Annotated in this window: 16 protein-coding genes; 5 read left to right on the top strand and 11 right to left on the bottom strand. The window is 65.3% G+C overall.

Annotated elements, in window-relative coordinates:
• Positions 1-40: 40 nt before the first annotated feature.
• The 7 genes from SA496_RS08940 to SA496_RS08910 all read right to left on the bottom strand — a co-directional run bounded on the left by SA496_RS08940 (position 41) and on the right by SA496_RS08910 (position 11,634).
• Complete coding sequence (locus SA496_RS08940; RefSeq protein WP_153920201.1) at positions 41-1,738, bottom strand: AMP-binding protein; 1,698 nt, start codon at positions 1,736-1,738, stop codon at positions 41-43.
• Between the two features lie 79 nt (positions 1,739-1,817).
• Positions 1,818-2,924, bottom strand: coding sequence for a thiolase C-terminal domain-containing protein (locus SA496_RS08935; RefSeq protein ID WP_153920198.1), 1,107 nt, complete (start codon positions 2,922-2,924; stop codon positions 1,818-1,820).
• A gap of 63 nt (positions 2,925-2,987) precedes the next feature.
• On the bottom strand, positions 2,988-4,805 hold the full coding sequence (locus SA496_RS08930; RefSeq protein ID WP_280360078.1) for an SDR family oxidoreductase: 1,818 nt from the start codon (positions 4,803-4,805) through the stop codon (positions 2,988-2,990).
• Positions 4,806-4,927: 122 nt separating this feature from the next.
• Complete coding sequence (locus tag SA496_RS08925) at positions 4,928-6,067, bottom strand: acyl-CoA dehydrogenase family protein (protein ID WP_256673090.1); 1,140 nt, start codon at positions 6,065-6,067, stop codon at positions 4,928-4,930.
• A 32-nt stretch (positions 6,068-6,099) separates the two neighbouring features.
• Positions 6,100-7,245 (bottom strand): acyl-CoA dehydrogenase family protein, encoded by a 1,146-nt coding sequence (locus tag SA496_RS08920; RefSeq protein ID WP_330115290.1) that lies wholly within the window; start codon positions 7,243-7,245, stop codon positions 6,100-6,102.
• 300 nt (positions 7,246-7,545) lie between these two features.
• Positions 7,546-10,227: a LuxR C-terminal-related transcriptional regulator gene (locus tag SA496_RS08915; protein ID WP_330115289.1), complete on the bottom strand. Its 2,682-nt coding sequence runs from the start codon at positions 10,225-10,227 to the stop codon at positions 7,546-7,548.
• 264 nt (positions 10,228-10,491) lie between these two features.
• Entirely contained in the window at positions 10,492-11,634 is a 1,143-nt protein-coding gene (locus SA496_RS08910) for an acyl-CoA dehydrogenase family protein (RefSeq protein WP_153920190.1), read from the bottom strand.
• A gap of 247 nt (positions 11,635-11,881) precedes the next feature.
• Between SA496_RS08910 and SA496_RS08905 the strand changes: the two genes are divergently transcribed.
• From SA496_RS08905 to SA496_RS08885, 5 genes are all read left to right on the top strand, one after another.
• Positions 11,882-13,684 carry an acyl-CoA dehydrogenase gene (locus tag SA496_RS08905; RefSeq protein ID WP_153920188.1) on the top strand — a complete coding sequence of 601 codons (1,803 nt, stop codon included), beginning with the start codon at positions 11,882-11,884 and terminating at the stop codon, positions 13,682-13,684.
• A 38-nt stretch (positions 13,685-13,722) separates the two neighbouring features.
• Complete coding sequence (locus SA496_RS08900; RefSeq protein WP_153920186.1) at positions 13,723-15,834, top strand: 3-hydroxyacyl-CoA dehydrogenase NAD-binding domain-containing protein; 2,112 nt, start codon at positions 13,723-13,725, stop codon at positions 15,832-15,834.
• Positions 15,835-15,896: 62 nt separating this feature from the next.
• On the top strand, positions 15,897-17,081 hold the full coding sequence (locus SA496_RS08895; protein WP_330115288.1) for an acetyl-CoA C-acyltransferase: 1,185 nt from the start codon (positions 15,897-15,899) through the stop codon (positions 17,079-17,081).
• Entirely contained in the window at positions 17,081-17,857 is a 777-nt protein-coding gene (locus SA496_RS08890) for an SDR family NAD(P)-dependent oxidoreductase (RefSeq protein ID WP_153920182.1), read from the top strand. The genes SA496_RS08895 and SA496_RS08890 overlap by 1 nt, the downstream gene beginning before the upstream one ends.
• A 68-nt stretch (positions 17,858-17,925) precedes the next feature.
• Positions 17,926-18,885 (top strand): SphA family protein, encoded by a 960-nt coding sequence (locus tag SA496_RS08885; protein WP_280360077.1) that lies wholly within the window; start codon positions 17,926-17,928, stop codon positions 18,883-18,885.
• A 139-nt stretch (positions 18,886-19,024) separates the two neighbouring features.
• On the opposite strand, the gene SA496_RS08880 is transcribed toward SA496_RS08885, so the two are convergent.
• From SA496_RS08880 to SA496_RS08865, 4 genes are all read right to left on the bottom strand, one after another.
• The gene (locus SA496_RS08880; protein ID WP_330115287.1) at positions 19,025-19,456 is read right to left on the bottom strand and encodes an acyl-CoA thioesterase; all 432 of its coding nucleotides are present in this window, start codon (positions 19,454-19,456) and stop codon (positions 19,025-19,027) included.
• On the bottom strand, positions 19,453-20,604 hold the full coding sequence (locus SA496_RS08875; RefSeq protein WP_330115286.1) for an iron-containing alcohol dehydrogenase: 1,152 nt from the start codon (positions 20,602-20,604) through the stop codon (positions 19,453-19,455). Before SA496_RS08875 ends, SA496_RS08880 begins: the two co-directional genes overlap by 4 nt.
• A 231-nt stretch (positions 20,605-20,835) precedes the next feature.
• Positions 20,836-21,876, bottom strand: coding sequence for a DUF1254 domain-containing protein (locus SA496_RS08870; protein ID WP_330115285.1), 1,041 nt, complete (start codon positions 21,874-21,876; stop codon positions 20,836-20,838).
• A 22-nt stretch (positions 21,877-21,898) separates the two neighbouring features.
• Positions 21,899-23,239 carry a DUF1214 domain-containing protein gene (locus tag SA496_RS08865; RefSeq protein WP_330115284.1) on the bottom strand — a complete coding sequence of 447 codons (1,341 nt, stop codon included), beginning with the start codon at positions 23,237-23,239 and terminating at the stop codon, positions 21,899-21,901.
• Positions 23,240-23,291 lie beyond the last annotated feature (52 nt).

Raw genomic sequence — 23,291 nt, 5'->3', positions numbered from 1 at the left:
CGATCCGGAATCCGGATCGGCCTTTTTCGTTGTCCGGACCTTACTCGAAGATCACCTTGCAGCCGCTCTCGGCCCAGACCTCGACCATCTCCTGGTAGCGGTCTTCGATCAGGTTGCGACGAATCTTCAGGGTCGGCGTCAGCAGGCCGTTGGCGATGCTCCAGGGCTCACGGACCACCACCAGGCACGCCAGCTGCTCGTGGGGCTCGAACTGAGCATTCACCTCGGCGAGGAACACCTCCAGCTCGGTGGCCACCGCATCACGACCCTCGGCGCTGGCCAGGGTGGCACGGGTATCCGGCGACACGTTGAGCAGTGCCAGCGGTTGCGGCAGACCGACGCCTGTCACGCAGGAGGCCTCGACGCGCGAATGGTTGCCGAGCTTGGCCTCGATCGGCACAGGGGCGACGTACTTGCCCTTGGCAGTCTTGAACAGTTCCTTGACCCGGCCGGTGATACGCAGGCGCCCTTGTTCGTCCAGTTCGCCACGGTCGCCGGTGCGGAACAGGCCATCGGCGGTGTAGCTCTCGGCGGTCAGCTCGGCCTGCTTGTAGTAACCCAGCATCTGCGCGGGACTCTTCACCAGGATTTCACTGTTGTCGCCGATGCGGCACTCGACGCCCGGAATCGCGGCGCCAACGTAGCCGACGCGCACCTGCCCCGGCAGGCTGAAATGCGAGGTGCCGAAGTTTTCCGACATGCCGTAGCCCTCGAGCAGCTCCAGCCCCAGTTGGCGGTACCACTCCATAACCTTGACCGGCAGGGGTGCGGAGCCGGACAGACCGGTGTGCACCTGGTCCAGGCCCAGCGCGGAAAGGATCTGCGCCTTCATCAGTTCGCCCTCCACCGGATCGGCGAAAGCGGCAGCCTGGACAGCCGCCGGAATCCGCTCGTTGATGCCCTGGTAGAACTTGCCCCACAGGCGCGGCATGGACAGGAAGATGGTCGGCCGCGCACGACGCAGGTCTTCGCTGAAGGTTTCCAGGCCAAGGTTGAAGAACACCCGGCAGCCGCTGAACAGCGACACGGCTTCCACCACAGCCCTTTCGGCGGTATGGGCAAGTGGCAGGTAGGACAGCAGGCGGTCGCCTGATTGCGGCCCCCGGCCCTTGTCGTACATGCAGCCGGTCACTGCCGGAGCGTTGTACATGCTGCCGAAGCTGTGCATGACGCCCTTGGGATTACCGGTGCTGCCAGAGGTGTAAATGATGGTTGCCAGCTCACCCGGCTCCGGCAGCGCCACGTTTTCCAGCGGAGTGGCGGCAGCCACGATGCGCTCCCATGATTCACCCTCGCCACAGGCCGACATCGGCAGGTCGATCAATGGAAGTCCAGCGGGAACCCCTGCACGCACGGCGCCCCAGCCGGCGGCATCGCCATCCAGTCGGCCGACGAACAGCAAGCGCACCTCGGCATGTTGCAGCACGTATCCCACGGTGTCGGTATTGGCGGTCGAGTACAGCGGAACGCTGATATGCCCAGCCATCCAGATCGCCAGGTCGGCGATGATCCAGTGGGCCGTGTTCTTGCCGAAAATACCGATGGAGGATCGCGGTGGCAGGTCGAGGGACACCAGGTAGGCGGCCATCCGCCGGGCCTGGTCGCCGACCTCGCGCCAGCTGTAGTCGACCACGCTGCCGTCCGGCAGGGGCTGGGTCAGGTAGATGGCATCAGGCGTGCTGCCCTCCCAGTGGAGGAAGCGGTGCAACAGCGTAGGGTGCTCATTGTTCTTGTTCATGGCGTGTCCTGCGTCTGAAGGGTGGTGTACCACCCATTGAAATTGTTCTGTTGGGCGGCGAAAAAAGCGCCGCGTCGGCTCACTCGCGCTGATAGAGGGTGGTTACCACCGTGCCGTCTGCCCCGGTCTGGTGCTGCAGGGCGATGCGCGCATCGGCAACCTGACGCCGGCCGGCGTTGCCACGCAGTTGATGCACCAGCTCGATGCATTGCGCCAGCCCACTCACCGCCGGTGCCTGGCCCAGCGAGAGCAGGCCCCCGGAAGGATTGACGACCAGGTTGCCACCATAGGTGTTGTCGCCATCTTCGACCAGTTTCTCGGCGCTTCCCTCGGGGCAGAAGCCAAGTGCCTCATACAGCAGTAGCTCGTTGAGGGTACTGCTGTCGTGCAGTTCGCACACCTCAATCTCCTGCGGCCCCCTGCCCGCTTGCTCATACAGCTCCCGCGCGGCGGCGACGTTGACCTCGTAGCCGGTGCAAGCGAAGGCTGATGCCGGACCGAAACCGGACACCTGAACAGGCGAAACGCAGGCCTGGGCGATGATCCGCACGACAGGACGATTGCCACGGCGACTGGCGAGCTCGCTCGAACACAGCACAACGGCCGCAGCGCCGGAGGTGGGCCAGGCGAACTGGGGATGGGTAAGCGGCTCGGCGATGGTGCTGGCGTCCAGAACGTCATCGAGGGTCAGCGCGGAGGTGAACACGGCCAGGGGGTTGAACTCGGCATGCTGACGCGCCTTGACCGCAATCATGGCGAAGGTTTCTCGCCGGGTCTGGTAGCGCGCCATGTACGCCCGCGCCGTCGCACCGAGGCGCTCGAACATGGCCCCCAGGTCCGGCAGCGGTGCCGGTGCGCCCTGCACACCCAGTACCAGCACGCACTCGGTCAGACCCAGTTCGATAGCCTGGCAGGCGTGGTACAGGAGAGTGCTGCTTTCCTCGCCTTTCGGCAACTGCTGGAGCGGTACGTGCCCCAGCCCCGTCTGCTCGAGAGCCCGCTGCAAGGTCCCGCCATCCATCAGTCCCGAGGCGGCGAAGACGGTTCCGATATCCCGCGCGGACAATCCTGCATCCGCCAGCGCTTGCCGTACCGTCTCGCCGACCAGGGCGGTCGGGTTGGCGCTCAGCGAGGCCGGGCTGAAGGGGGACATGCCTACGCCAATCACATTGACGCAACGTTGCATCGTGCTCTCCTGAAATAGAAAGCTGCCGCTTCCGGGGCTCGGAAGCGGCAGGTGGCCAAGGGGTCAGGCCGGCACTTGCTCGAATATCTCGACCGAACCGCCCTTGAGCACTACTACGTCACGCTCAACGGCGCGGGTCTCGAATACAACGCGAGTCGGCGACTCGCGCCACATACGGGTTTCCAGGGTGTCGCCCGGCATCACGATGGCTGCGAAACGCACGCGGATGCTCTTGAACAGGCGCGAATCGTTGTTGCAGAACGCCTTGATCACATGGCGACCGGCGTAGCCGAAGGTGCACAGGCCATGCAGGAACGGCTTCTCGTAACCGGCCTTGGCCGCGTAGTCCGGATCCACGTGCATTGGGTTCCAGTCACCGCACAGGCGGTACAGCAGGGCCTGGTTGACCTCGGTCTGCTCGGCGATCACCGCGTCCGGCACGCGCTCGGGCAGCGGAGCGGCCGCCACGCTCGGCACGCGCTTCAGGCCAGCGCCCGGAGTGCCGGTGTAGAAGCTGGTGAACTCGTTGTAGTACAGCGGGGTGCCGTTCTCGTCGGTCGTGTGGATTTCCAGCACGCTGACCGAGCTCTTGCCTTTGTCCAGCGCTTCTTTCAGACGCATGGTGTGCTTGAGTTTGGCCTTGGGCGGCATCGGGCGGTACATCTCGGTGTACTGCTCGCCGTGCAGGCCCTTGGCGAACGGCAGCTCCAGACCCTCTAGCGTCGGCTTGCCGGCCAGGATCGCCTTGAGGAACACCTGGGTCGCCGGCAGCACCGCCATGGTCGGCAGCACGCGGAACTCTTCTCCCTTGAACTCGTTGATGTAGAGCAACTCGGTGCGGTCCAGTGGGTCCTTGGCGGCGCCCACGGCCAGCGCGTAGAGCGCGGCGTCGGTCTGGGTGTATTCGGTTTCCAGGGTGGCGACGGCGTTGGCGGCCACTTCCATGTCGACATACTGGTTACCGCCGATGGCGTTGCCGGCCATGCGCTCGAACAGCTCTTTGAAGCCTTCGCCGCCATTGGCGTGATGCACGCTCTTGTCGTCGAAGCGGGTGATGCGTTCCCAGTTCTCGCGCACCAGTTCCGGGCTCAGCGAGTCGGTGTGCAGGAAACGGCCGTAGGAACGCTCCCAGCGGTACTTGGCGTGGAAGCCGCCACCGACCTCGAACAGGCCGCCTGTGTCCTGGCACTCCTCGCTGCACAGCCAGCCCACCAGCGGAGCGACGTCTTCCACCTTCAGCTTGTCATGCAGCTCTTCGGGGAAGATGCCGCTGGCGATCACCATGCGCGAGGCGGCGATCGGGGCGATGGTGTTGACGCGGATGTTCTTGCTCGCGCCTTCGATGGCCAGCGAGTTGGTGAAACCGATCAGGCCGGACTTGGCAGTCGAGTAGTTGCACTGGCCGAAGTTGCCGAAGATGCCGGCGCCGGAGGCGGTCATCACGATGCGGCCGTAGCCCTTCTCGCGCATGATCGGCCAGACGGCGTGGGTCAGGCGGAAGGCGCCCTTCACGTGTACGTCCTGGATCAGATCCCACTGCTCTTCGGTCATCTTGTGGAACGAGGTGTCGCGCAGGATGCCGGCGTTGTTGATCAGGATGTCGACGGTGCCGAATGCCTCCAGGGCGGTGGCGACGATCTTCTCGCCCTCGGTCACCGAGTTGTAATCAGCCACGGCCTCGCCACCCAGGGCGCGGATTTCGGCGACCACGGCGTCGGCCGCGGCGGACGAGCTGCCCAGGCCAGCGGTGGTCACGCCGAGGTCGTTGACCACGACCTTGGCTCCACGGGAACCCAGCAGCAGGGCGTGGGCACGACCCAGGCCGTTGCCGGCGCCGGTAACGATGGCGACTTTGCCGTCGAAGCGAATTTCTTGAGACACGTTAGGGCTCCTCTCCTGAAGAGATAGTTGTTATCGCGACACAGGGCACCGGCGCCCGGCCGTCCAGGTGGACGAGCCGGCGCGGATACCGATTGCGGCCGCAGCTAGGCTGAAGGTCGCCCTCACAGGGTGCGGGCGATGATCTCCTTCATGATTTCGTTGGTGCCGCCCCAGATGCGGTTGCCCCGCGTATCGAGGTAGAGCCTCGCAATGGGGTACTCGGTCATGTAGCCGTTGCCGCCGTGCAGCTGCAGGCAGGCATCGACCACCCGGCTGCTCAGCTCGGCGGTCCAGTACTTGGCCACCGCCGCCGTTTCTGCGCTCAGTTCGCCACGCAGCAGCAGTTCCATGCAGCTGTCGATCCAGGAGCGGCCGATCTGCACTTCGGTTTTCAGTTGCGCCAGGGTGAAGCGCGAGTTCTGGAAATCGAGCACCGGCTTGCCGAAGACCATGCGCGTGCGGGTGTACTCGACCGTGTGCTCGAGGGCCGCCTCGGCCTGGGCCTGGAAGCCCACGGCGCCGATGATGCGTTCCCAGGCCAGGTCGTGCATGAGCTGGTAGAAGCCCTGCCCTTCAATCCCGCCGAGGACGTTCTCGGCCGGCACGCGGCAGTCGTCGAAGAACAGCATGCTGGTGTCCTGGGCGTGCAGGCCGATCTTCTCCAGTGGTTGGGAACGGGCGAAACCCTCGCGCTCCTTCTCCACGATGACCAGCGAGATGTCCTTGGCGCTACCGCTGTTGCCGGTCTTGCACACCACCAGCGCCAGGTCGCAGGAGGCACCGTTGGAAATGAAGGTCTTGGAACCGTTGAGGACAAACTCATCGCCCTCACGCACGGCGCGGGTCCTGACCGCCTGCAGGTCGGAACCGGTGTTGGGTTCGGTCATGGCAATGGCGCCGACCGCCTCGCCTGCGATCATTCTCGGCAGCCAGGCCTGCTTCTGCGCCTCGGTGCCGTAGTTGAGGATGTAGAACGCGACCAGACCGTGCACGCCGAAGCCGATCAGGCCAGTGGCGCCCACGCGCATGAATTCCTCGGCGAAGATCATGTCGAACAGCCGGTCGGCGCCAGGACCACCGTATTCTTCGGGCATGGAAGGCAGCAGCATTCCCAGCTCACCGGCCTTGCGCCAGACCTCTCGAGGGACGCATTTGTCCTTCTCCCACTGGGCATGGAAGGGCGCGACCTCCTCCTCCATGAACCGACGGCAGGCGCGACGGAACTCTTCGTGCTCGGAGCTGAACAGGGTACGGGGGATCAGATATTCCATTGCGTATTCCTCTGCGACCCGGATCAGAGCGTGCGCCCGACCAGATCCTTCATGATGTCGTTGGCGCCGCCGGCGATGCGCAGGACGCGGTGGTCGAGGTAATGGCGGGCTACCGGGTACTCGAGCATGTAGCCGTTGCCACCGTGCAGCTGGACGCACTCGTCCACTACCTTGGTGTAGAGGTCGGAACACCACAGCTTGGCGGCGGCGGCCGCCTCGGGGCTGAGGCTGCGCGCCAGGCACTGCTCCATGCAGCGGTCGACGTAGTTCTGCGACACCGCCAGCTGCATCTTCAGGTCGGCCAATTTGAAGCGGGTGTTCTGGAAGGCAAAGATCGGCTTGCCGAACACGCTGCGGCCCTTGGTGTATTCCAGGGTGCTCTCCAGCACTGCCTGGGCACCGGCGACGCTGCTGATGGCGATGGACAGCCGCTCCCAGGCCAGCTCTTTCATCAGTTGGATGAAGCCCTTCCCTTCGACACCTCCCAGCAAGTTCTCCCTGGGCACGCGTACGTCCTCGAAGAACAGCATGGTGGTGTCCTGGGCGTGCAGGCCGACCTTGCGCAGCGGCTTGGATTTGCTGAAGCCCGCACGGTCGGCTTCCACCAGGATGAGCGAGATATCCTGGGCGCCCTTACCCGAGGTGCCGGTCTTGGCAACGACGACGACTATGTCGCAGTTGGTTCCATTGGAGATGAAGGTCTTGGCGCCATTGATGACGTACTCGTCACCGTCCAGCACCGCGCGTGTCTTGACCGCCTGCAGGTCGGAACCGGTATCCGGCTCGGTCATGGCCACGGCGCCGATGGCCTCGCCCGCCGCCATCTTCGGCAGCCAGGCCTGCTTCTGTGCCTCGCTGCCGAAGTTCACCAGGTAGCCGGCGACGATGTCGTGCACACCAAAACCGATCAGGCCGGATGCCAGGCCCGCGCGGTAGATCTCTTCGGTGGCGACCATCGAGAAACGGCGGTCCAGTTCCAGGCCGCCATAGGCTTCCGGAGTGGTGGCATTGAGCATGCCCAGCTCGCCGGCACGTTTCCAGATTTCGCGGGGAACCCGGTGCTCCTCTTCCCACTGCTCCAGCCGGGGAGCGCACTCCTCCGCCAGGAAGCGTCGCACGGTGCTGCGAAACTCCTCGTGCTCGTGGTCAAACAGGGTACGCGGAATCATGGGGGGTTCTCCTCGGCTCTATCGTTCCGCCACCCTTGCGGGCGGCTCTGGATCGATCATAGGAGGAGGTTTTCGGGGTCAGCCCCCTCAGGGAGGGGGGGATTGCGGCCCCTTCAGCCGCCATTTCGGACTGGCCGGCTGCGATGTGGGGACAAGCCTTGGCACTCCGGTCGCCCCCCCTCGCATAGAGTGGTTTGCGACGCGGACGCCGGACCTATGCTGTCCCAGCGAAATGCCAGTGGCCGGAGGTAGTGGCGTCCACGCAACGTCCACGACGCCGCGCCGCTGGTGATTTCGCCCTTACTCGATCAAGCCGTGCTTGCGCGCCCAGGACACCGCGTCATAGCGGCTGGAAACGCCGAGCTTCACGTAGATGTTCTTCAGGTTCCATTTCACCGTTTCCAGTGAAATGTTCAGGGTCAGGGCCACGCGCTTGTTCGACATTGCCTGGCTGATCAGCTCCAGGATCGCCACTTCACGCGGCGTCAGCATCGACGGTGCGCTGTTCGACGACGACTCACTGGTGCGCCCCACATTTCCTGGCCCGAAGCGCTCCAGCAGTTGTTGCAGATAAGCGCCTTCGTCGTTGCCCAACGGTCTGGTCGCCAGACTTGCCAGCAGTTTGCGCAGCACCTCACCCTCATCGACAAAGGTGCGCACCAGCCCCAGTCGGCAACCCTGGGCCAGGGCAGCGATCAGGTGTTCCTCCGCCCGCTCCGGCTGCAGCAGGTCGGAACGGGCGATGGCCATCAGCAACTGGCCGGTGACCAACAGTTGTCCGCGGCGGAACCGGGTCGCGTACTCGTGAAGGATTTCCAGGTCCGCCAGGGCCTTGTCCGGGTAGTTGGTGGCCAGCAGCAGGCGTGCACGCGCCAGCGCCGCCAACGCCGGAATTTCTGCCTGGAATCCCCGGGCCTCCCGGTATTGCAGTGCCAGCGGTTCCAGCCGGGCGACGCGCTCGGCGGCGTAGGTACGGTCATTCTCCAGCAGGGCGATGCGCGACTGCTCGGTGAGGCAATGCACCAGCGCGCGGTCCTGGCCGATGCTGCGGAAGTGACGCTCCTGGCGTTCGAGGAAGGCCATGGCCACCGCGGCGGAATCCTGCAGCAGATCCAGGCGTGCACGGCAGATGGTGGCATGCATCATGGTGTCGGGCATGGTCCACTGCAGCAGGCCACTGCGATTGGCGAGAATCTCCCGCGCCTCGTCGATGCGGTCCAGCTCGCGATACACCTCGGCCAGGGTCGCGGCGCCCAGGTACGCGCTCGCCGCCCGGTGGCCGTGGACCGCCACGGCACGGGAGAGTTGCGCCGAACCAATACGCTCGGCTTCCCGGATGCGGCCTTCCTGCAGGTAGCAGGTGGTTCTCGCCCCTTCGGCCACCAGGGCCATTTCCGCATCCCGCTCGGCTTCGGGAATGGGATTCTCGTCCAGGCAGCGCAGCGCCTCCTCATGCCTTCCTGCCGCCGAATAGGCGATGGCCAGCAGTGCCGGGGCGCCATAACGGGTCACCGTGTAGTCATCCGGCAAGGCGTGAAAGCTTTCCAGCAGACCGATGATCGGTTCACTGCGATCGCGCTGCACCTCGATCGCCGCCTGCACCAGCGGCAGACGGTAGGCTTCGTCGGCCTGTTGTGCCGCACCGCTGCGCTTGAACTGCTCCATCCAGGCCTCGGCCTTGCCCGGACGGGCAGTCAGCGCGTACGCCAGGCAACCCAGGAAGAACAGCCTCGGCCGGGAGAACAGGATGTCCTGCGGCAACTGGTCCAGCAGGCGTAGCAGAGGGCTCAACTGGTCGAGGCTCCAGGTGGCCGGGGCCGCCCCTTCCACCAGTTGCGCGGCAAAGTCCAGGTCACCCGCCTGGGTCGCGTGGCGCACGGCCTCGGCCAGTAACTTGCGCTCGGCGAACCAGTGCGCGGCACGCCGGTGCAGTTGATCCTGGGACGCCCGATCACGGCGGAGCAGCCGCGTGGCAAGGAAATCACCGAACAGGGCGTGGAAGCGATACCAGGGTTGGCGGTCGTCGGCCTCGACGCGGAAGATCAGCAGGTTCTCCTCATCCAGCCGCTTGAGCATGGCCTGCGCCGACGCGCAACCGGTTACCGCCTCCGCCAGCGAGGCATTGAATCGCCGGAGAATGCTCACGTCCTCCATGAACGACGACAGCTCGGCCGGCAGGTGCACCATCACGTTCTCGGCCAGGTAGCTCTGCAGGTCGTCGGAACGCCAGCCCATTTCCCTCAAGGCGTCGCGCGTCGCGGGGTCGCTGCGCAGCAGGATGACCACCAGCTGCAGGGTGGCCGGCCAGCCACTGGTGAGCTGGTGGATCTGGTGCAACTCCTCCGGGCTGAGCTTCAGCGCCGCCAGGCTCTGCTCGAGGAATGCGCGGGTTTCCGCCAGATCGAAGGGCAGCGAGGCGCAGTCCAGCTCCACCAGCTGGCCGCTGAGGCGCAGCCGGCTGAAACTGAGTGGTGGTCCGACGCGGGAAGAAATCACGAAATGCAGGTTGTCCGGGCTATGGTCCAGCAGCTTCTGCACGAGCTGATGAGAGCGCGGGTCCGCCACATGCTGGTAGTCATCGATGACCAGGTACAGCTCCTTGTTGATGCTGGCCGCACCCTCGACTATTGCCGCTACCACGCCATCGATGAACTCCGGCCGCGTGCCTTCTGGCGGAATGCCGCTATCCAGCGGAATTCCCAGGCGCTGCAGTGCGGCTCGCAGGTAAGCGAAGAAAATCGCGAGATGCTTGTCATCGGTGCTGAGCGAAAGCCAGGCCACGTCCGCACCGGTACGCATCATTTCCTGCCGCCACTGGGCCAACAGCGTGGTCTTGCCGAAGCCGGGGCTGCCGGTGACCAGGCCGACGCGGCATTGCGCCATACGCTGTAGGTCCTCCAGCAGGCGCTGGCGCAGGATGGTCTGGGTGCCAATGCGCGGCGGCGCGAACTTCGTCGATACGAGCAGTTTGTCTGTGTGCATGTCCAGACCGGGTCTCCGATTCGCAAATGGCCTACCGAAATGCAGCGGGACAGGCATGTGCGGGTTGGAATCAGGGTGGGTGCGGCCAAGTGACCAGCCGCCGTTTTACCCGAAGCTTAGCCTCAGGTCAGCGGCCGCCATAGAGCAGCACCGGGCATCCGGGCAACCGTTCCTGCAATAGATGGTGGAGGGGAAAGAGAGGGAGCCGCCCCCTCCAACCGAGGGGGTGGGACGGCGGTACCAGGGCGGGACCGCCGAAGCGTATCAGAGGGTTCGCGCCACCAGCTCGCGCATGATGTCGTTGGCACCGCCGTAGATGCGGTTGACGCGGCTGTCCAGGTAGTGGCGGGCGACCGGGTATTCGAGCATGTAGCCGTTGCCGCCATGTAACTGCACGCACTGGTCGACGACCTTCGAGTACAGCTCGCTGCACCAGAGCTTGGCCGCGGCCGCCGCTTCCGGGGTCAGTTGGTGCTCCAGGATCAGCTCCATGCAGCGATCGACATAGGTCTGCCCCAGGGTGATCTCGGTCTTGAGGTCGGCCAGCTTGAAGCGCGAGTTCTGGAACTCGATGATCGGCTTGCCGAACGCCTTGCGCTCACGGGTATAGGCAATGGTCTGTTCAAGCACCGCCTGGCTTGCAGCGATGGCGACGATACCGATGCTCAGGCGCTCCCAGGCCAATTCCTTCATCAGCTGGTAGAAGCCCTGGCCAGGTTCGCCGCCGAGGATATTGGCCTTCGGCACGCGGACGTCCTCGAAGAACACCATGGTGGTGTCCTGGGCGTGCAGGCCGACCTTGCGCAACGGTTTGGACTTGCTGACGCCAGGGCGGCCGGCCTCCACCAGGATCAGCGAGATATCCCGCGAGCCCTTGCCGCTGTTCCCGGTCTTGGCGACCACCACGATGATGTCGCTGTTGGTGCCGTTGGAAATGAAGGTCTTGGCGCCGTTGATGACGTACTCGTCGCCGTCCAGCACCGCCCGGGTCTTGACCGCCTGCAAGTCGGAACCGGTGTCGGGCTCGGTCATGGCAACGGCGGCGATGGCTTCGCCACTGGCCATTTTCAGCAGCCACTCGTGCTTCTGCGCCTCGGTGCCAAAGTTGATCAGGTAGCCGGCGCAGATGTCATGCACGTTAAAGCCGCTCAGTCCGGACACGCCGGCGCGGGCCACCTCCTCCACCGCGATCATCGAGAAGCGCCGGTCCAGCCCCAGGCCGCCATAGGCCTCAGGCGTGGTGGCGTTGAGCATGCCCAGTTCGCCGGCGCGCTTCCAGATCTCGCGGGGGACGACATGATCCTCCTCCCACTGCTCATGGAACGGCGTGCACTCCTCCGCCAGGAAGCGGCGGACGGTACTACGGAACTCTTCATGCTCATGATCGAAGAGGGTGCGCGGAATCATGGAAATACCCCTGGATGCGATTGGCTGTACGGGCCCCGACCGGCCGGACGCCCTTCGCAACACATTAGGGTGCCCTCCGCCCTCCGCGCCCCCTCGAAGCGGGTAGGCGCAGGCGAATCGGCTGCGCACCCGCGTGCCTCGTCCGCTCCCACTCCATAAGGGTGGGGGCGGCATCATCGGCAATTCGATTTACTGGCAAAGCCCACTCCCCTGGCCGTCCGCCGGCCAACCAGTACAAGAGAACGAGATGACCGATTCGCTCCTCAACGAACGCGAACTGAGCTTCCAGCTCTATGAGCTGCTCGATACCGAGGCCCTGCTGCTGCGCCCCCGCTATGCAGACCATGATCGTGCGGTATTCGACGCTACGCTGGAAACCGCACGCGGCATCGCCGCCGAATACTTTGCCCCGCACAACCAGAAGGGCGACGCCAATGAGCCGACCTTCGACGGCGAAAAGGTAACGCTCATCCCGGAAACCAAGATCGCCTGGGACGCCTTCGCCCAGGCCGGTTTCCTCGCCGCCCACCACGATGCCGAGGACGGTGGCCTTCAGCTGCCAGAGGTCATCCTGCGGGCGAGCATGGCCTACTTCAATGCCGCCAACATCGCCACGGTGGCCTATTCGTTCCTGACCATCGGTGCCGCCAACCTGGTCAAGAGCTTTGCCGGCGATGCGCTGCGCGAGCGCTTCCTGCCGCCCATGCTCGATGGCCGTTTCAGCGGCACCATGGCACTGACCGAGCCCGGCCAGGGTTCCGCCCTTGGCGACCTGCGCACCAGTGCCCGCCTGACCGCCGATGGCAGCTACCGCATCCACGGCCAGAAGATGTTCATCTCCGGTGGCGACCACTCGCTGACCGACAACATCGTGCACATGGTGCTGGCCCGCATCGACGGTGCGCCAGCAGGCACACGCGGTATCTCGCTGTTCCTCGTACCGAAGCTCCTGGTCAACGACGACGGCAGCCTGGGCGCGCGCAACGACGTGGCCCTGGCCGGCCTGCTTCACAAGCACGGCTACCGCAACACCACCTCCACCGTGCTGAGCTTCGGCGAGAGGGACGGCGCGGTCGGTTACCTGGTGGGCGAGGCCAACAAGGGTCTGTCCTACATGTTCCAGATGATGAACGAGGCGCGAATCGGTGTGGCACTCGGCGCTTCTGCACTGGCCTACCAGAGTTTCATTCACGCCCTGGACTATGCCCGCGAACGGCCTCAGGGCCGCCTGCCGGGCGCCAAGGACCCGCTGGCGCCGCAGGTAAGCATCGTCGAGCACGCCGACGTACGTCGCATGCTCTTGCAGCAGAAGGTCTACGCCGAAGGCAGCCTCGCGCTGTGCCTGTACGCCAGCAGCCTGTTCGAGGATGCCCACACCGCTCCCGACGCCGTCTTGCGGCGCGAATCCGGGGAACTGCTCGACCTGCTGATTCCCATGGTCAAGTCCTATCCATCCAGGTATTGCGTCATGGCCTCGGACATTGGCATCCAGGTGCTTGGCGGCTCGGGTTATATCCGTGAGTACCCGCTCGAACAGTACTACCGCGATAACCGTCTGAACCCCATCCACGAAGGCACCGAGGGTATCCATGGCATCGACCTGCTGGGCCGCAAGCTGCAGCAGAACGGCGGCGCCGGATATCGCATGTTCCTCAAGCGCGTGCGCGACACCCTGAAGGACGCCGGGCACGACGACCGCTGCGCCCCGCTCGCCTTCGTGCTGGCCGGCGCGCTGGGCCGACTGCAGGAGGTCACCGAAAGCCTGCTCGACCAGGTCGCCGCCGACACCCATCTCGGCCTGGCCAATGCCACCCCCTACCTCGACCTGTTCGGCCGCGTGCTGGTGGGCTGGCTGTGGCTGCGCATGGCGCTGGTCGCCAGCCGCGCCCTCGATGCCGACGCGGCCGGCAGCGAGGCGGACTTCTACCTCGGCAAGCTACAAGCCGCCCGTTACTTCATGGACTGGGAGCTGGCGTCCATTGATGCGCAGGCGCGCCTGCTGGCAGCCGGCAATCGCAGCAGCTTCGACATGCAGGACCAATGGTTCTGACCAGCCTTCCGACCTCCAACCCTTTACAAGGAGCAACCATGAACGCCCTGGTTACCTATCAGGTTGAAGACAACCTGGCCCTGATCGGCCTCGCCCGTCCGCCGGTCAATGCCCTTGGCCAGCCCCTGCGTGCGGCCGTTCTCGAGGCCTGCGAGCGCGCAGCGGCCGACCCGTCGGTCAAGGCGCTCGTCCTCCATGGCGCCAACGGCCTGTTCAGCGCCGGAGCCGACATCAGCGAGTTCGGCAGCGACGCGTCCTTCGCCACGCCCGATCTCCCGTCCCTGCTCGTGCGCCTGACGCAACTGGACAAGCCCCTGGTCGCCGCCATCGGCAAGCTCGCCCTTGGCGGCGGTCTGGAACTGGCCCTGGCCTGTGGCTACCGCATCGGCGAGCCCGGAACCCGCGTCGGCCTCCCGGAAATCAACCTCGGCCTGCTCCCCGGTGCCGGTGGTACCCAGCGCCTGCCCCGTCTGATCGGTGCCGAAGCTGCACTCGACATGATGCTCTCGGGCGCCCCGGTCGGTGCCGAAAGCGCCCTCGCCCTGGGCATCCTCGACCGGCTTTCGGCCAATGCCGAGACGCTGCTCGACGAGGCCCGCGCCTATGCCCAAGAGCTGGTTGCCAACCTGGCACCCGCGAGGCCCGCCGAGCCCTTCCCGGCACCGGCCGAGGGCCTGCCTGATGACTTCCTCGCACGCTACCGCCAGGACAACGAGCCGCGCTGGAAGAGCCGCCTGGCGCCACGACTGGTACTTTCGGCCGTTGAAGCCGCCTGCCTGCTGCCGCTGGAGGAAGGTCTGGCCCGCGAGGTAGCGCTGTTCAAGCAGGCAGAAGCCTCGGTCCAGTCCCAGGCCCTGCGCCACGTGTTCTTCGCCGAGCGCGAGGCTGGCAAGGTGCCAGGGATCGATAGCGGCACCCTGCTCCGCCCGATTCGCAAGGTAGCGGTGATCGGCGCCGGCACCATGGGCGGCGGCATCGCCATGAACTTCGCCAATGCCGGCATTCCGGTGACCTTGCTGGAGCGCCAGGGCGAGGCCCTCGATCGCGGCCTGGCGCAGATCCGCCAGAACTACGGGATCAGCGTCAAGCGCGGCAAGCTGACCGAAGCCAGGCTGGAGCAGCGCATGGCCCTGCTCGGCGGCACGCTCGACTATGCCGACCTCGCCGACGCCGACCTGGTGATCGAAGCGGTGTTCGAAAAAATGGAGATCAAGCAGGAAGTCTTCCGCACCCTGGACCGGGTGTGCAAACCCGGCGCCATCCTCGCCACCAACACCTCGTCGCTGGACGTCGACCAGATCGCTGCGGTGACGTCTCGTCCGCAGGATGTGATCGGTCTGCACTTCTTCAGCCCGGCCAACGTCATGCGCCTGCTGGAAGTCGTGCGTGGGCGTGAAACCGCGCCGGACGTATTGGCCACCACGCTGAAGATGGGTCGCACCATCGGCAAGATGCCCGTGGTGTCCGGCGTCTGCTTCGGCTTCATCGGCAACCGGATGCTCGAACCCTACGCCCGCGAAGCCCATCGCCTGGTCCTGGAGGGCGCAACGCCGGCGCAGGTGGATGGCGTACTCACCGGTCTCGACCTGAACATGGGCGTTTTCAGCATGCTCGACCTGGCCGGCGTCGACGTGAACTTCCTGGTTCGCGACTCCAACCGCGCCGCTTTCGCCCATGACGAAAGCTACTGCCGTCTCGGCGACGAGCTCTATGCCCTGGGCCGTTTCGGCCAGAAGACCGGTCGCGGTTTCTATGCATACGAAGGTCGCAATCGCCAGGACGACTACGAGGTGGTTGCGCTGGCCGAACGCCTGGCCGGCGAGCTGCACGTGCCCCGTCGCCCCATGGGCGAGCAGGAAATCCACGACCGCTGCCTGTTCATGCTGATCAACGAGGGCATCCAGTTGCTGGACGAGGGCATCGCCCTGCGCGCTGGCGACATCGACCTGGTGTGGATCAACGGCTACGGCTTCCCGGCGCACCTGGGCGGTCCCATGCACTACGCCGAGCAGCTGGGTCTGGACAAGGTACTGGCCGGCATCCGCCACTACCGCCAGGCCCTCGGGGAATATGGCGAGATGTGGTTCCAGCCGGCGCCGTTGCTGGAACGCCTGGTGGCAGCCGGCAAGACCCGAATCGAGCGCATCTGATTGCACCTGGCAGGCGCTGAGTCCCTATCGGCGCCTGCCCACACCTTCAACAGGACAAGACCATGAAAGAAGCCGTCATCCTTTCCACCGCGCGCACCCCCATCGGTAAGGCATTTCGCGGTGCCTTCAATGCAACCACTGCTCCCACCATGGCCGCTTTCGCCATTCGCGCCGCCGTCGAGCGTGCCGGCATCGAGGCCGGAGAAATCGAGGACTTGGTCATGGGCACCGGCATGCCGGCCGGTACTGCCGGCTGGAACCTCGGCCGCATGAGCGTGCTGGCCGCGGGCCTGCCGATCTCCGTCAGCGGCCAGACCCTCGACCGCCAGTGCGCCTCGGGCCTGATGGCCATCGCCACCGCCGCCAAACAGATCATGGTCGACGGCATGCAGGTCACCATCGGCGCCGGTCAGGAGCACATCAGCCTGGTGCAGAACCGTCACATGGAATGGGTCGGCAGCCAGCACGATGCGCAGGTGCTGCGGCTGATGCCCCACGCCTACATGCCGATGCTGCAGACCGCCGAGCTGGTGGCCGAGCGCTACGGCATCAGCCGCGAGGCCCAGGACGCCTACTCCCTGCAGTCCCAGCAGCGTACCGCGGCAGCTCAGCGCGCCGGTCTGTTCGAGGGTGAGATCGTCCCAGTGACGGTCACCCGGCAAATCGTCGACAAGGCCAGCGGTGCCGTCAGTTTCGAAGAACTCACCCTTGCCCAGGACGAGGGCAATCGTCCGCAGACCACGCTCGATGACCTGTCCCGGCTCAAGCCGGTGATCGAAGGTGGCTGCATCACCGCCGGCAACGCCAGCCAACTCTCCGATGGCGCCAGCGCCTGCGTGCTGATGGACGGCCGCCTCGCCGAACAGCGCAACCTGGAACCGCTGGGGGCCTATCGCGGCATGGCCGTCGCCGGCCTCGCGCCGGAAGAAATGGGCATCGGCCCGGTGCTCGCTGTTCCCCGTCTGCTCAAGCAGCACGGCCTGAAGGTCGACGACATCGGCCTGTGGGAACTCAACGAAGCCTTCGCCTGCCAGGCGATCTACTGCCGCGACAGGCTGGGCATCGACGACTCGCGCTACAACGTCAACGGTGGCGCGATCGCCATCGGCCATCCCTATGGCATGAGCGGCGCGCGGATGGTCGGTCACGCCCTGCTGGAGGGCAAACGCCGTGGCGTGAAATACGTCGTGGTCACCATGTGCGTGGGTGGCGGCATGGGTGCCGCCGGCCTGTTCGAGGTGTTCTGATGAGTGTCTTCGCCCCCTTCTCCCTGGCCAGCCGCACCGTGCTGGTCACCGGCGCCTCCAGTGGTATCGGCGCCCACCTCGCTCGCGTAGCCGGCCGTGCCGGAGCGCGCGTGGTCCTGGCAGCGCGTCGCGTCGAGCGCCTGCAACAACTGGCCGACGCCATCCGCCGTGACGGCGGCCAGGCGCTGCCGGTGGCCATGGACGTCACCGACCGCGCCAGTGTGGAAGCTGCCTTCGATGCCGCCGAAGCGACTTTCGGACCGGTGGATGTGGTGCTCAACAACGCAGGCATCGGCAGCGGTCTGCGCGTGCTGGAAATCAGTGAAGAAGACTGGCGCGCCATGCTCGCGACCAACCTCGACGGCGTCTGGCGCGTCGCCCAGTGTGCTGCACAGCGCCTGGCGCGTGCCGAGCGCCCAGGAAGCATCGTAAATATTGCCTCCATGCTCGGTCTGCGAGTCGGCACCGGCTACAGCCACTACTGCGCGGCCAAGGCCGGCGTGGTCCAGCTGACGAAGTCCCTGGCGTTGGAACTGGCGCGCTACAACATCCGTGTCAACGCCATCGCCCCGGGCTACTTCACGACCGAGATGACCGACGGTTACTTCGACAGCGAGAAAGGCCAGGCCTACATCCGCGCCGCGGTGCCCATGCGCCGCCTCGGTCGGTTGGAAGAACTGGACGGTCCCTTCCTGCTGCTGGCCAGCGAAGCCGGTGCTTACATGTCCGGGTCGGTGCTGGCGGTGGATGGCGGGCAACTGGTGGGGAGTTTGTAAGGGTAGGAACCCCGGACGCCTGTCCGGGGCACTGCTAATCGCAAGCGAGTCGCCCCCTGGAGAGAGAAGTGCTCAAATCATTACCTCGCATGCTGCTGGCGATGGCCGTAGCCCTGCCATCTACCATGACATCGGCGGATGAAGGCGGGATCGGTTTCTGGCTTCCCGGCCAGTTCGGAGCCCTTGCGGCAGTACCCACCGCGCCGGGCTGGACCTTTCCGCTGATCTACTACCACGTCAGCGCGGACATCGGCGCGAGCGAGCCTCTGCCAAGGGGTGGGCGTGGCCAGATAGCCGCCGGCGTGGATGCCAAGGCCGACCTGCTGTTCGGTGGGCCGAACTACACCTTCGCTGAGCCCGTGCTGGGTGCCCAGGCGTCCCTCGGTCTGCTCGTCGGCCTGGGACGTTCGGAGGTCGATGTCGAGACCACCCTGACCGGCCCGCGCGGCCGCACGCTCTCCACCCAGGTCAACGACAGCCTGAAGGGCTCCAGCGACCTGTTCGCCATGGGCACGCTCAAATGGAACCATGGCGAACACAACTTCATGGTCTACGGCATGGGCAACCTGCCGGTGGGTGCCTACGACCCCGATCGCCTGGTCAACCTGGGGCTTGGCCACGCCGCGCTGGATGCCGGCGGCGGCTACACTTACTTCGACAAGCGCAACGAGTTCTCCGTGGTGACAGGTCTCACCTACAACTGGGAGAACAGTGATCTCGACTACCAGAATGGCATCGATGCCCACCTGGACTGGAGCGCATCGCACTTCGTCACCGACAGCACCCATCTGGGCCTCGTCGGCTACGTCTATCACCAGGTAACGGGCGATTCCGGCAGCGGTGCGGTGCTGGGGGACTTCAAGTCCCGGGTCAGCGCCGTCGGTCCGCAGGTCGGCCACTTCTTCAAGGTGGGCAAGGACCTCTGGTACGCCAATCTCAAGGGCTATCACGAGTTCGACGCGCGCAATCGCGCGGAAGGCTGGAACCTCTGGCTGAGCCTCGCCATTCCGCTGTCCGGTGAGCCCTGACGCGTCGCTCGTTTCGTCGCTGTTCGGTGCCCCCGGTCACTCCCTCTGGTGGGTCGATGAAGCGTGACCCACCCTACAAAAGCCCACCAGCCGATGCCGTGGCAGTCGACTGGGCATGGCGTCGTAGCGTCGATCCGCACTAATCCACCAGTTTGAGCAACGCGGATCGCACATGGTCGGGAATGGTGGTCGACTGGTTGCTGGCCCGGTCGACGTACACGTAGACGATGTACCCCGCCGCGGAGGCTTCCTCCTCGTCGTTACGGAACAGCGCCAGCTCATAGCGAGCGCTGCTGTTGCCCAGTTTCGCGATCCGCATGCCGATGGTGATGCAGTCCGGGAAGCTGATCGACGAGAAGTAGGTACAGCAATTCTCCACGATCAGTCCGATGACCGGGCTGCTGGCGATGTCCAGGGTCCCCTGCTCCACCAGGAACAGGCTGACGGCGGACTCGTAGTAGGAGTGGTAGACCACATTGTTGACGTGCCCATAGGAGTCATGGTCGCCCCAACGGCTGGGCATGCTGGTGAAGTGGCAGAACTGGCTGCGGGTGGGACGTGCGTGACTCATAGAACCTTCTCGTAGATGGAACGGATATCGTCGATGACCAGTTCCCTGGGGTTGTTGCCGAGCAGGCGGGTCTGCCTGGCGGCATCACTGGCCAGGTCCTCGATGTCGGCCTGGCTGATGCCCAGTTCCCGCAGGCGCGTCGGCAACTGCAGCTCACCGGCCAGGCCGCCCAGGTAGTCAGCCAGCGCGTTGGCCTTCGCCGACGCGTCGCCGCCAAGACCAGGCAGGACGATATCCGCCAGCTCCGCATACAGCGGCGCGACCGTTTCCAGGTTGAAGCGGAGCACCGGCTCCAGCACCAGTGAGTTCGACAGTCCGTGAGGAATGTGGAAGCGCGACCCCAGCGGATAGGCCAGTGCATGGACCGCCGCCACGGGAGCATTGGCGAACGCCATGCCGGCAAGGCAGGCGCCCAACAGCATGTTTTCCCGCGCCTCCAGGTTGGCGCCGTTGCGACAGACCTCATGCAGGTTGGCGCTGAGCAGGCGCAGGGCCTCACGGGCCAGGCAATCGGAAATCGGGTTCTTCAGGTGCCGGCTGGTATAGGACTCGATGGCATGGACCATCGCATCGATGCCCGTGGCAGCGGTGACGGCTGTCGGCAATCCGAGGGTCAGCTCGGCGTCCAGCACGGCGAGGTCGGGCAGTAGCAGCGGCGAAACCACCACATTCTTCTCACCGGCGCCGGTGGTCACCACCGACACGGCCGTGACCTCGGAACCGGTGCCCGCCGTAGTCGGCACCAGGATCAGCGGCAGGCGCGGCCCCTTGGCCAGATTGCTGCCATAGATCTCGGCCAGAGACTCATCGCTACGCGCAAGCAAGGCGGTCAGCTTGGCGGCGTCCAGGGAACTGCCGCCGCCGAAGCCGATCACGCAGTCTGCTGAGCTGGCCCTGGCGGCCGCAGCCGCCGCGAGGATCACCGACTCGGGCGGATCGGCCTGGACCTCGGAGAAGACCGTCACCTGCAGCCCCTCGCGCTCCAGTTCGATCAGCACCGAGTCCAGCAGGCGCGCCGCCAGGACTCCAGGGTCCGTGACGATGAGTACCGATTGGCAACCCATGCTTCGTACAGGGGCTGCCAGGCGGCGCGAAGCACCGCATTCAATGAGGATGGATTTGGTCGTGTTGAACGCCAAGGTGCGCATGGGACGCCTCGCGAATTGTCCGGAAAGGTGGGAACCGCTGGAGCACCTTAGACGCGATCACAGGCGACACTCCCCCCCATTTATGAGTGGGCGATGCAGCAGACGAAACCGAGACTAGCGACATCTGTATCGCATCAGGGCGCCTGTGACTCCCGGCCCACCTTCGGCACAGTCCTGCCCCTTCGGGACGGGAAGAAAAAGCGGCGGCCAATTGGCCGCCGCTTGGTACTTTCAGGATTCAGGTTGCGCTTCAGGCAATTTCCAGCTGCCGTCCAGGATCGCTTTGTCGGGCAGGTAGAAACGCACCATGTAGTTCCAGCCGGGCATGATCGGCAGGCAATTCTCCACCTGCGGCGTACAACCGCCGAAGCTTACGGAAGTGATACCGCCCTCGCCTTTCTTCGCAGTCAGACTGCTGAGGCTGTATGCCTCCAGGGCATTGCTCTGGAAGCGCCCCGCCTGGTCGTAGACGCTGATGGACCAGAAGGCGCCCACCGGGACCGCGCCCACCTCCAGCCGGTAGTTAGTCAGGCCGTCGTTCTGCTCGGGGGTGACGATCTGATAGTAGGCGTCCTTCGCCGGGTTACCGCCCCAGGCGGTAGCACTGCCGATCAGGTGGCGCACCGGGTCGATCTCGCCGTCCTTGCCGAACATGCCACGGGAGTCATCCAGGGTTTCCCCCAACCCAACCAGCGCCTTCCGTACCTTGGCACGGCTCGCTTCATCCCAGTTGGGGACATCGAAGCGCCCCGGTCCGCCGGGCTGCTCCACGGTGATGGCGTCCTGCAATGCCCGAACGCGGGTGAAATCCGCCGGGTCCGCAGGGTTGACCAGGGTGCGCACGCCCACCAGCACGTAGCGGGTCCCCACCTCCGCCCTGTCGACCTTGTAGTGCCCCGCGCCGTAGTGCACCTCGGTGACGTGATGGTCCTGGTCGATGATCGCCAGCGACATGAAACGCGGGCCGGCATCGGGCAGGGACACGCTGACGGGACCCGCGTCGAGGTCGAAGACGGCGGTGGAATAGAGGGTGTCGCGGTTCGGCCGCACCACGGTGGCGGCGCCAACCGGAACCAGCTCGCGCCAATGGGCGAACTTGCCGAACCCGCCCCGTTGCACGGTCAGGCCGAAGTAACGGTCAGTCTCGGCACGGACGAAATTGTCCGCGGTCACGCGCACGCCGGCCTCTGCCAGTTCCTCGCTGCGCGCAACGGGCAAGCAGGCCGCAAGCAGCCCGAGGGCCGTCAGGATCACTTTGAGTTCGTACATCATTCCAGTTCTCATCGAATTCACCTCAGAGCCTGGCCAGGGCCGGCGGGAAGTAATGTCCGCCGGCCACCGCGCCCTTGGCGCCGTAGTAGCGGAACATCAGCCGGAAGTTCTGCCCTGCCAGGGTTGGCAGCCAGTTCGCCTCGGCGACACCCGCCGGCGGCTGCGGGCCGAAGTAGAGGGTCAGCGAGCCATCCGCGTTGTAGCGCAGGGCCGACTGGTTATTGAGCTGGAAGCGCCCCAGCGCGTTGGGCAGTACCTTGAAAGTCTTGGCATCGGTGGCCGTGATCGACCAGAAATAGCGCGCGAAGCCAGACGGTAGTTGGTCGCGGGGGAAGGTCAGGGAATAGCTGCGGCTACCATCGAGGACTTCGCCATGGTCGTCCACGGCCCCACGGAAGTAATTGACCTCCTGCTGGGTGTTGGCCCAGATGCCGCCCAGGCTGACCAGGGTGCGCGTCAGGTAGTCACTGCCGTAGGCGCCGGATACGGCTGGTCGTACCCAACCGTTGAGAACCGTGCCGGGACCGAGGGTCGGGGCAGCCTTGGCCAGGGCGGTGAAGGCCTGCTTCCGGATCACCGCATCCAGACGCGTGCGCTGCGCCGGATCGCTGGCCAGCTTGGCCAGCGCATGCACGCGGGCCTGCAGCGCCTCCATGCTGGGATTCAGGTCCGGCTCTTCCAGCGCCATCTCGGCGACGTCGAATGCCTCTACGCCCGGCAGTTGCTGCAACCTGAACAGGGGCACTTCGGGCACCTCGGGAAGCTGAGGCGAGCCGCTGGGGCGCATGCTGAACTGCTGCTGCAGGCGCTCTGCCTGCTGCGGGTCAGCGCCGAGTTCCACCCGCGACAGCACCCGTGCGGTACGGGTCGGCAGGTCCACGCGCTGGACGCCCTTCGGCAGGGTGACGCTGGCGCCCTTCAGGCAGACCGCGAAGTCTCCGCTGGGCTGCTTCGCGAAGGTGCGCTCATTGATGTTGGCCAGGGTCTCTCCCCAGCCATTGAGGAATTGCACCGTGTAATAGCGTTCGGAAATCTTCGGCACGCTGACCAGGGTGCAGCTGCGTTCATCCAACGCCACCCAGGCTTCGGAATAAGCCACGTCCAGGTTGGGATTGGGCCAGTCCACGGCGCCCGGCTTGCGGTGCACCAGCTGGTTCCAGCGCATGCCTTGCTGGAAGTCCAGTTGCTGCTGGCGCAGCACAAGCAGGCGCCCGAGCAGGTAAATGTACGCATCGCTCACGTCCCGGTCCGAGTACATGGGCGCCTGCGGATCGGCGGCATGGGCAACCGATGGCACAAGCGCAGCCATCAGGCAGGAAGTGGTGAAGGCGCCGCAGGCCAGCGCCAGACGTAATGAACGCATTGTTGTTTTTCTCCGTCGTGAACCGTCCCTGACAGGTTATGCCCGTTCCAGG

The sequence above is a fragment of the Pseudomonas sp. JS3066 genome (genome assembly GCF_036328175.1).
In the GTDB taxonomy this organism is placed as follows: domain Bacteria; phylum Pseudomonadota; class Gammaproteobacteria; order Pseudomonadales; family Pseudomonadaceae; genus Metapseudomonas.
Note: the sequence above shows the minus strand (reverse complement) of the source record. Positions and strands in the feature narration are given on the sequence as shown.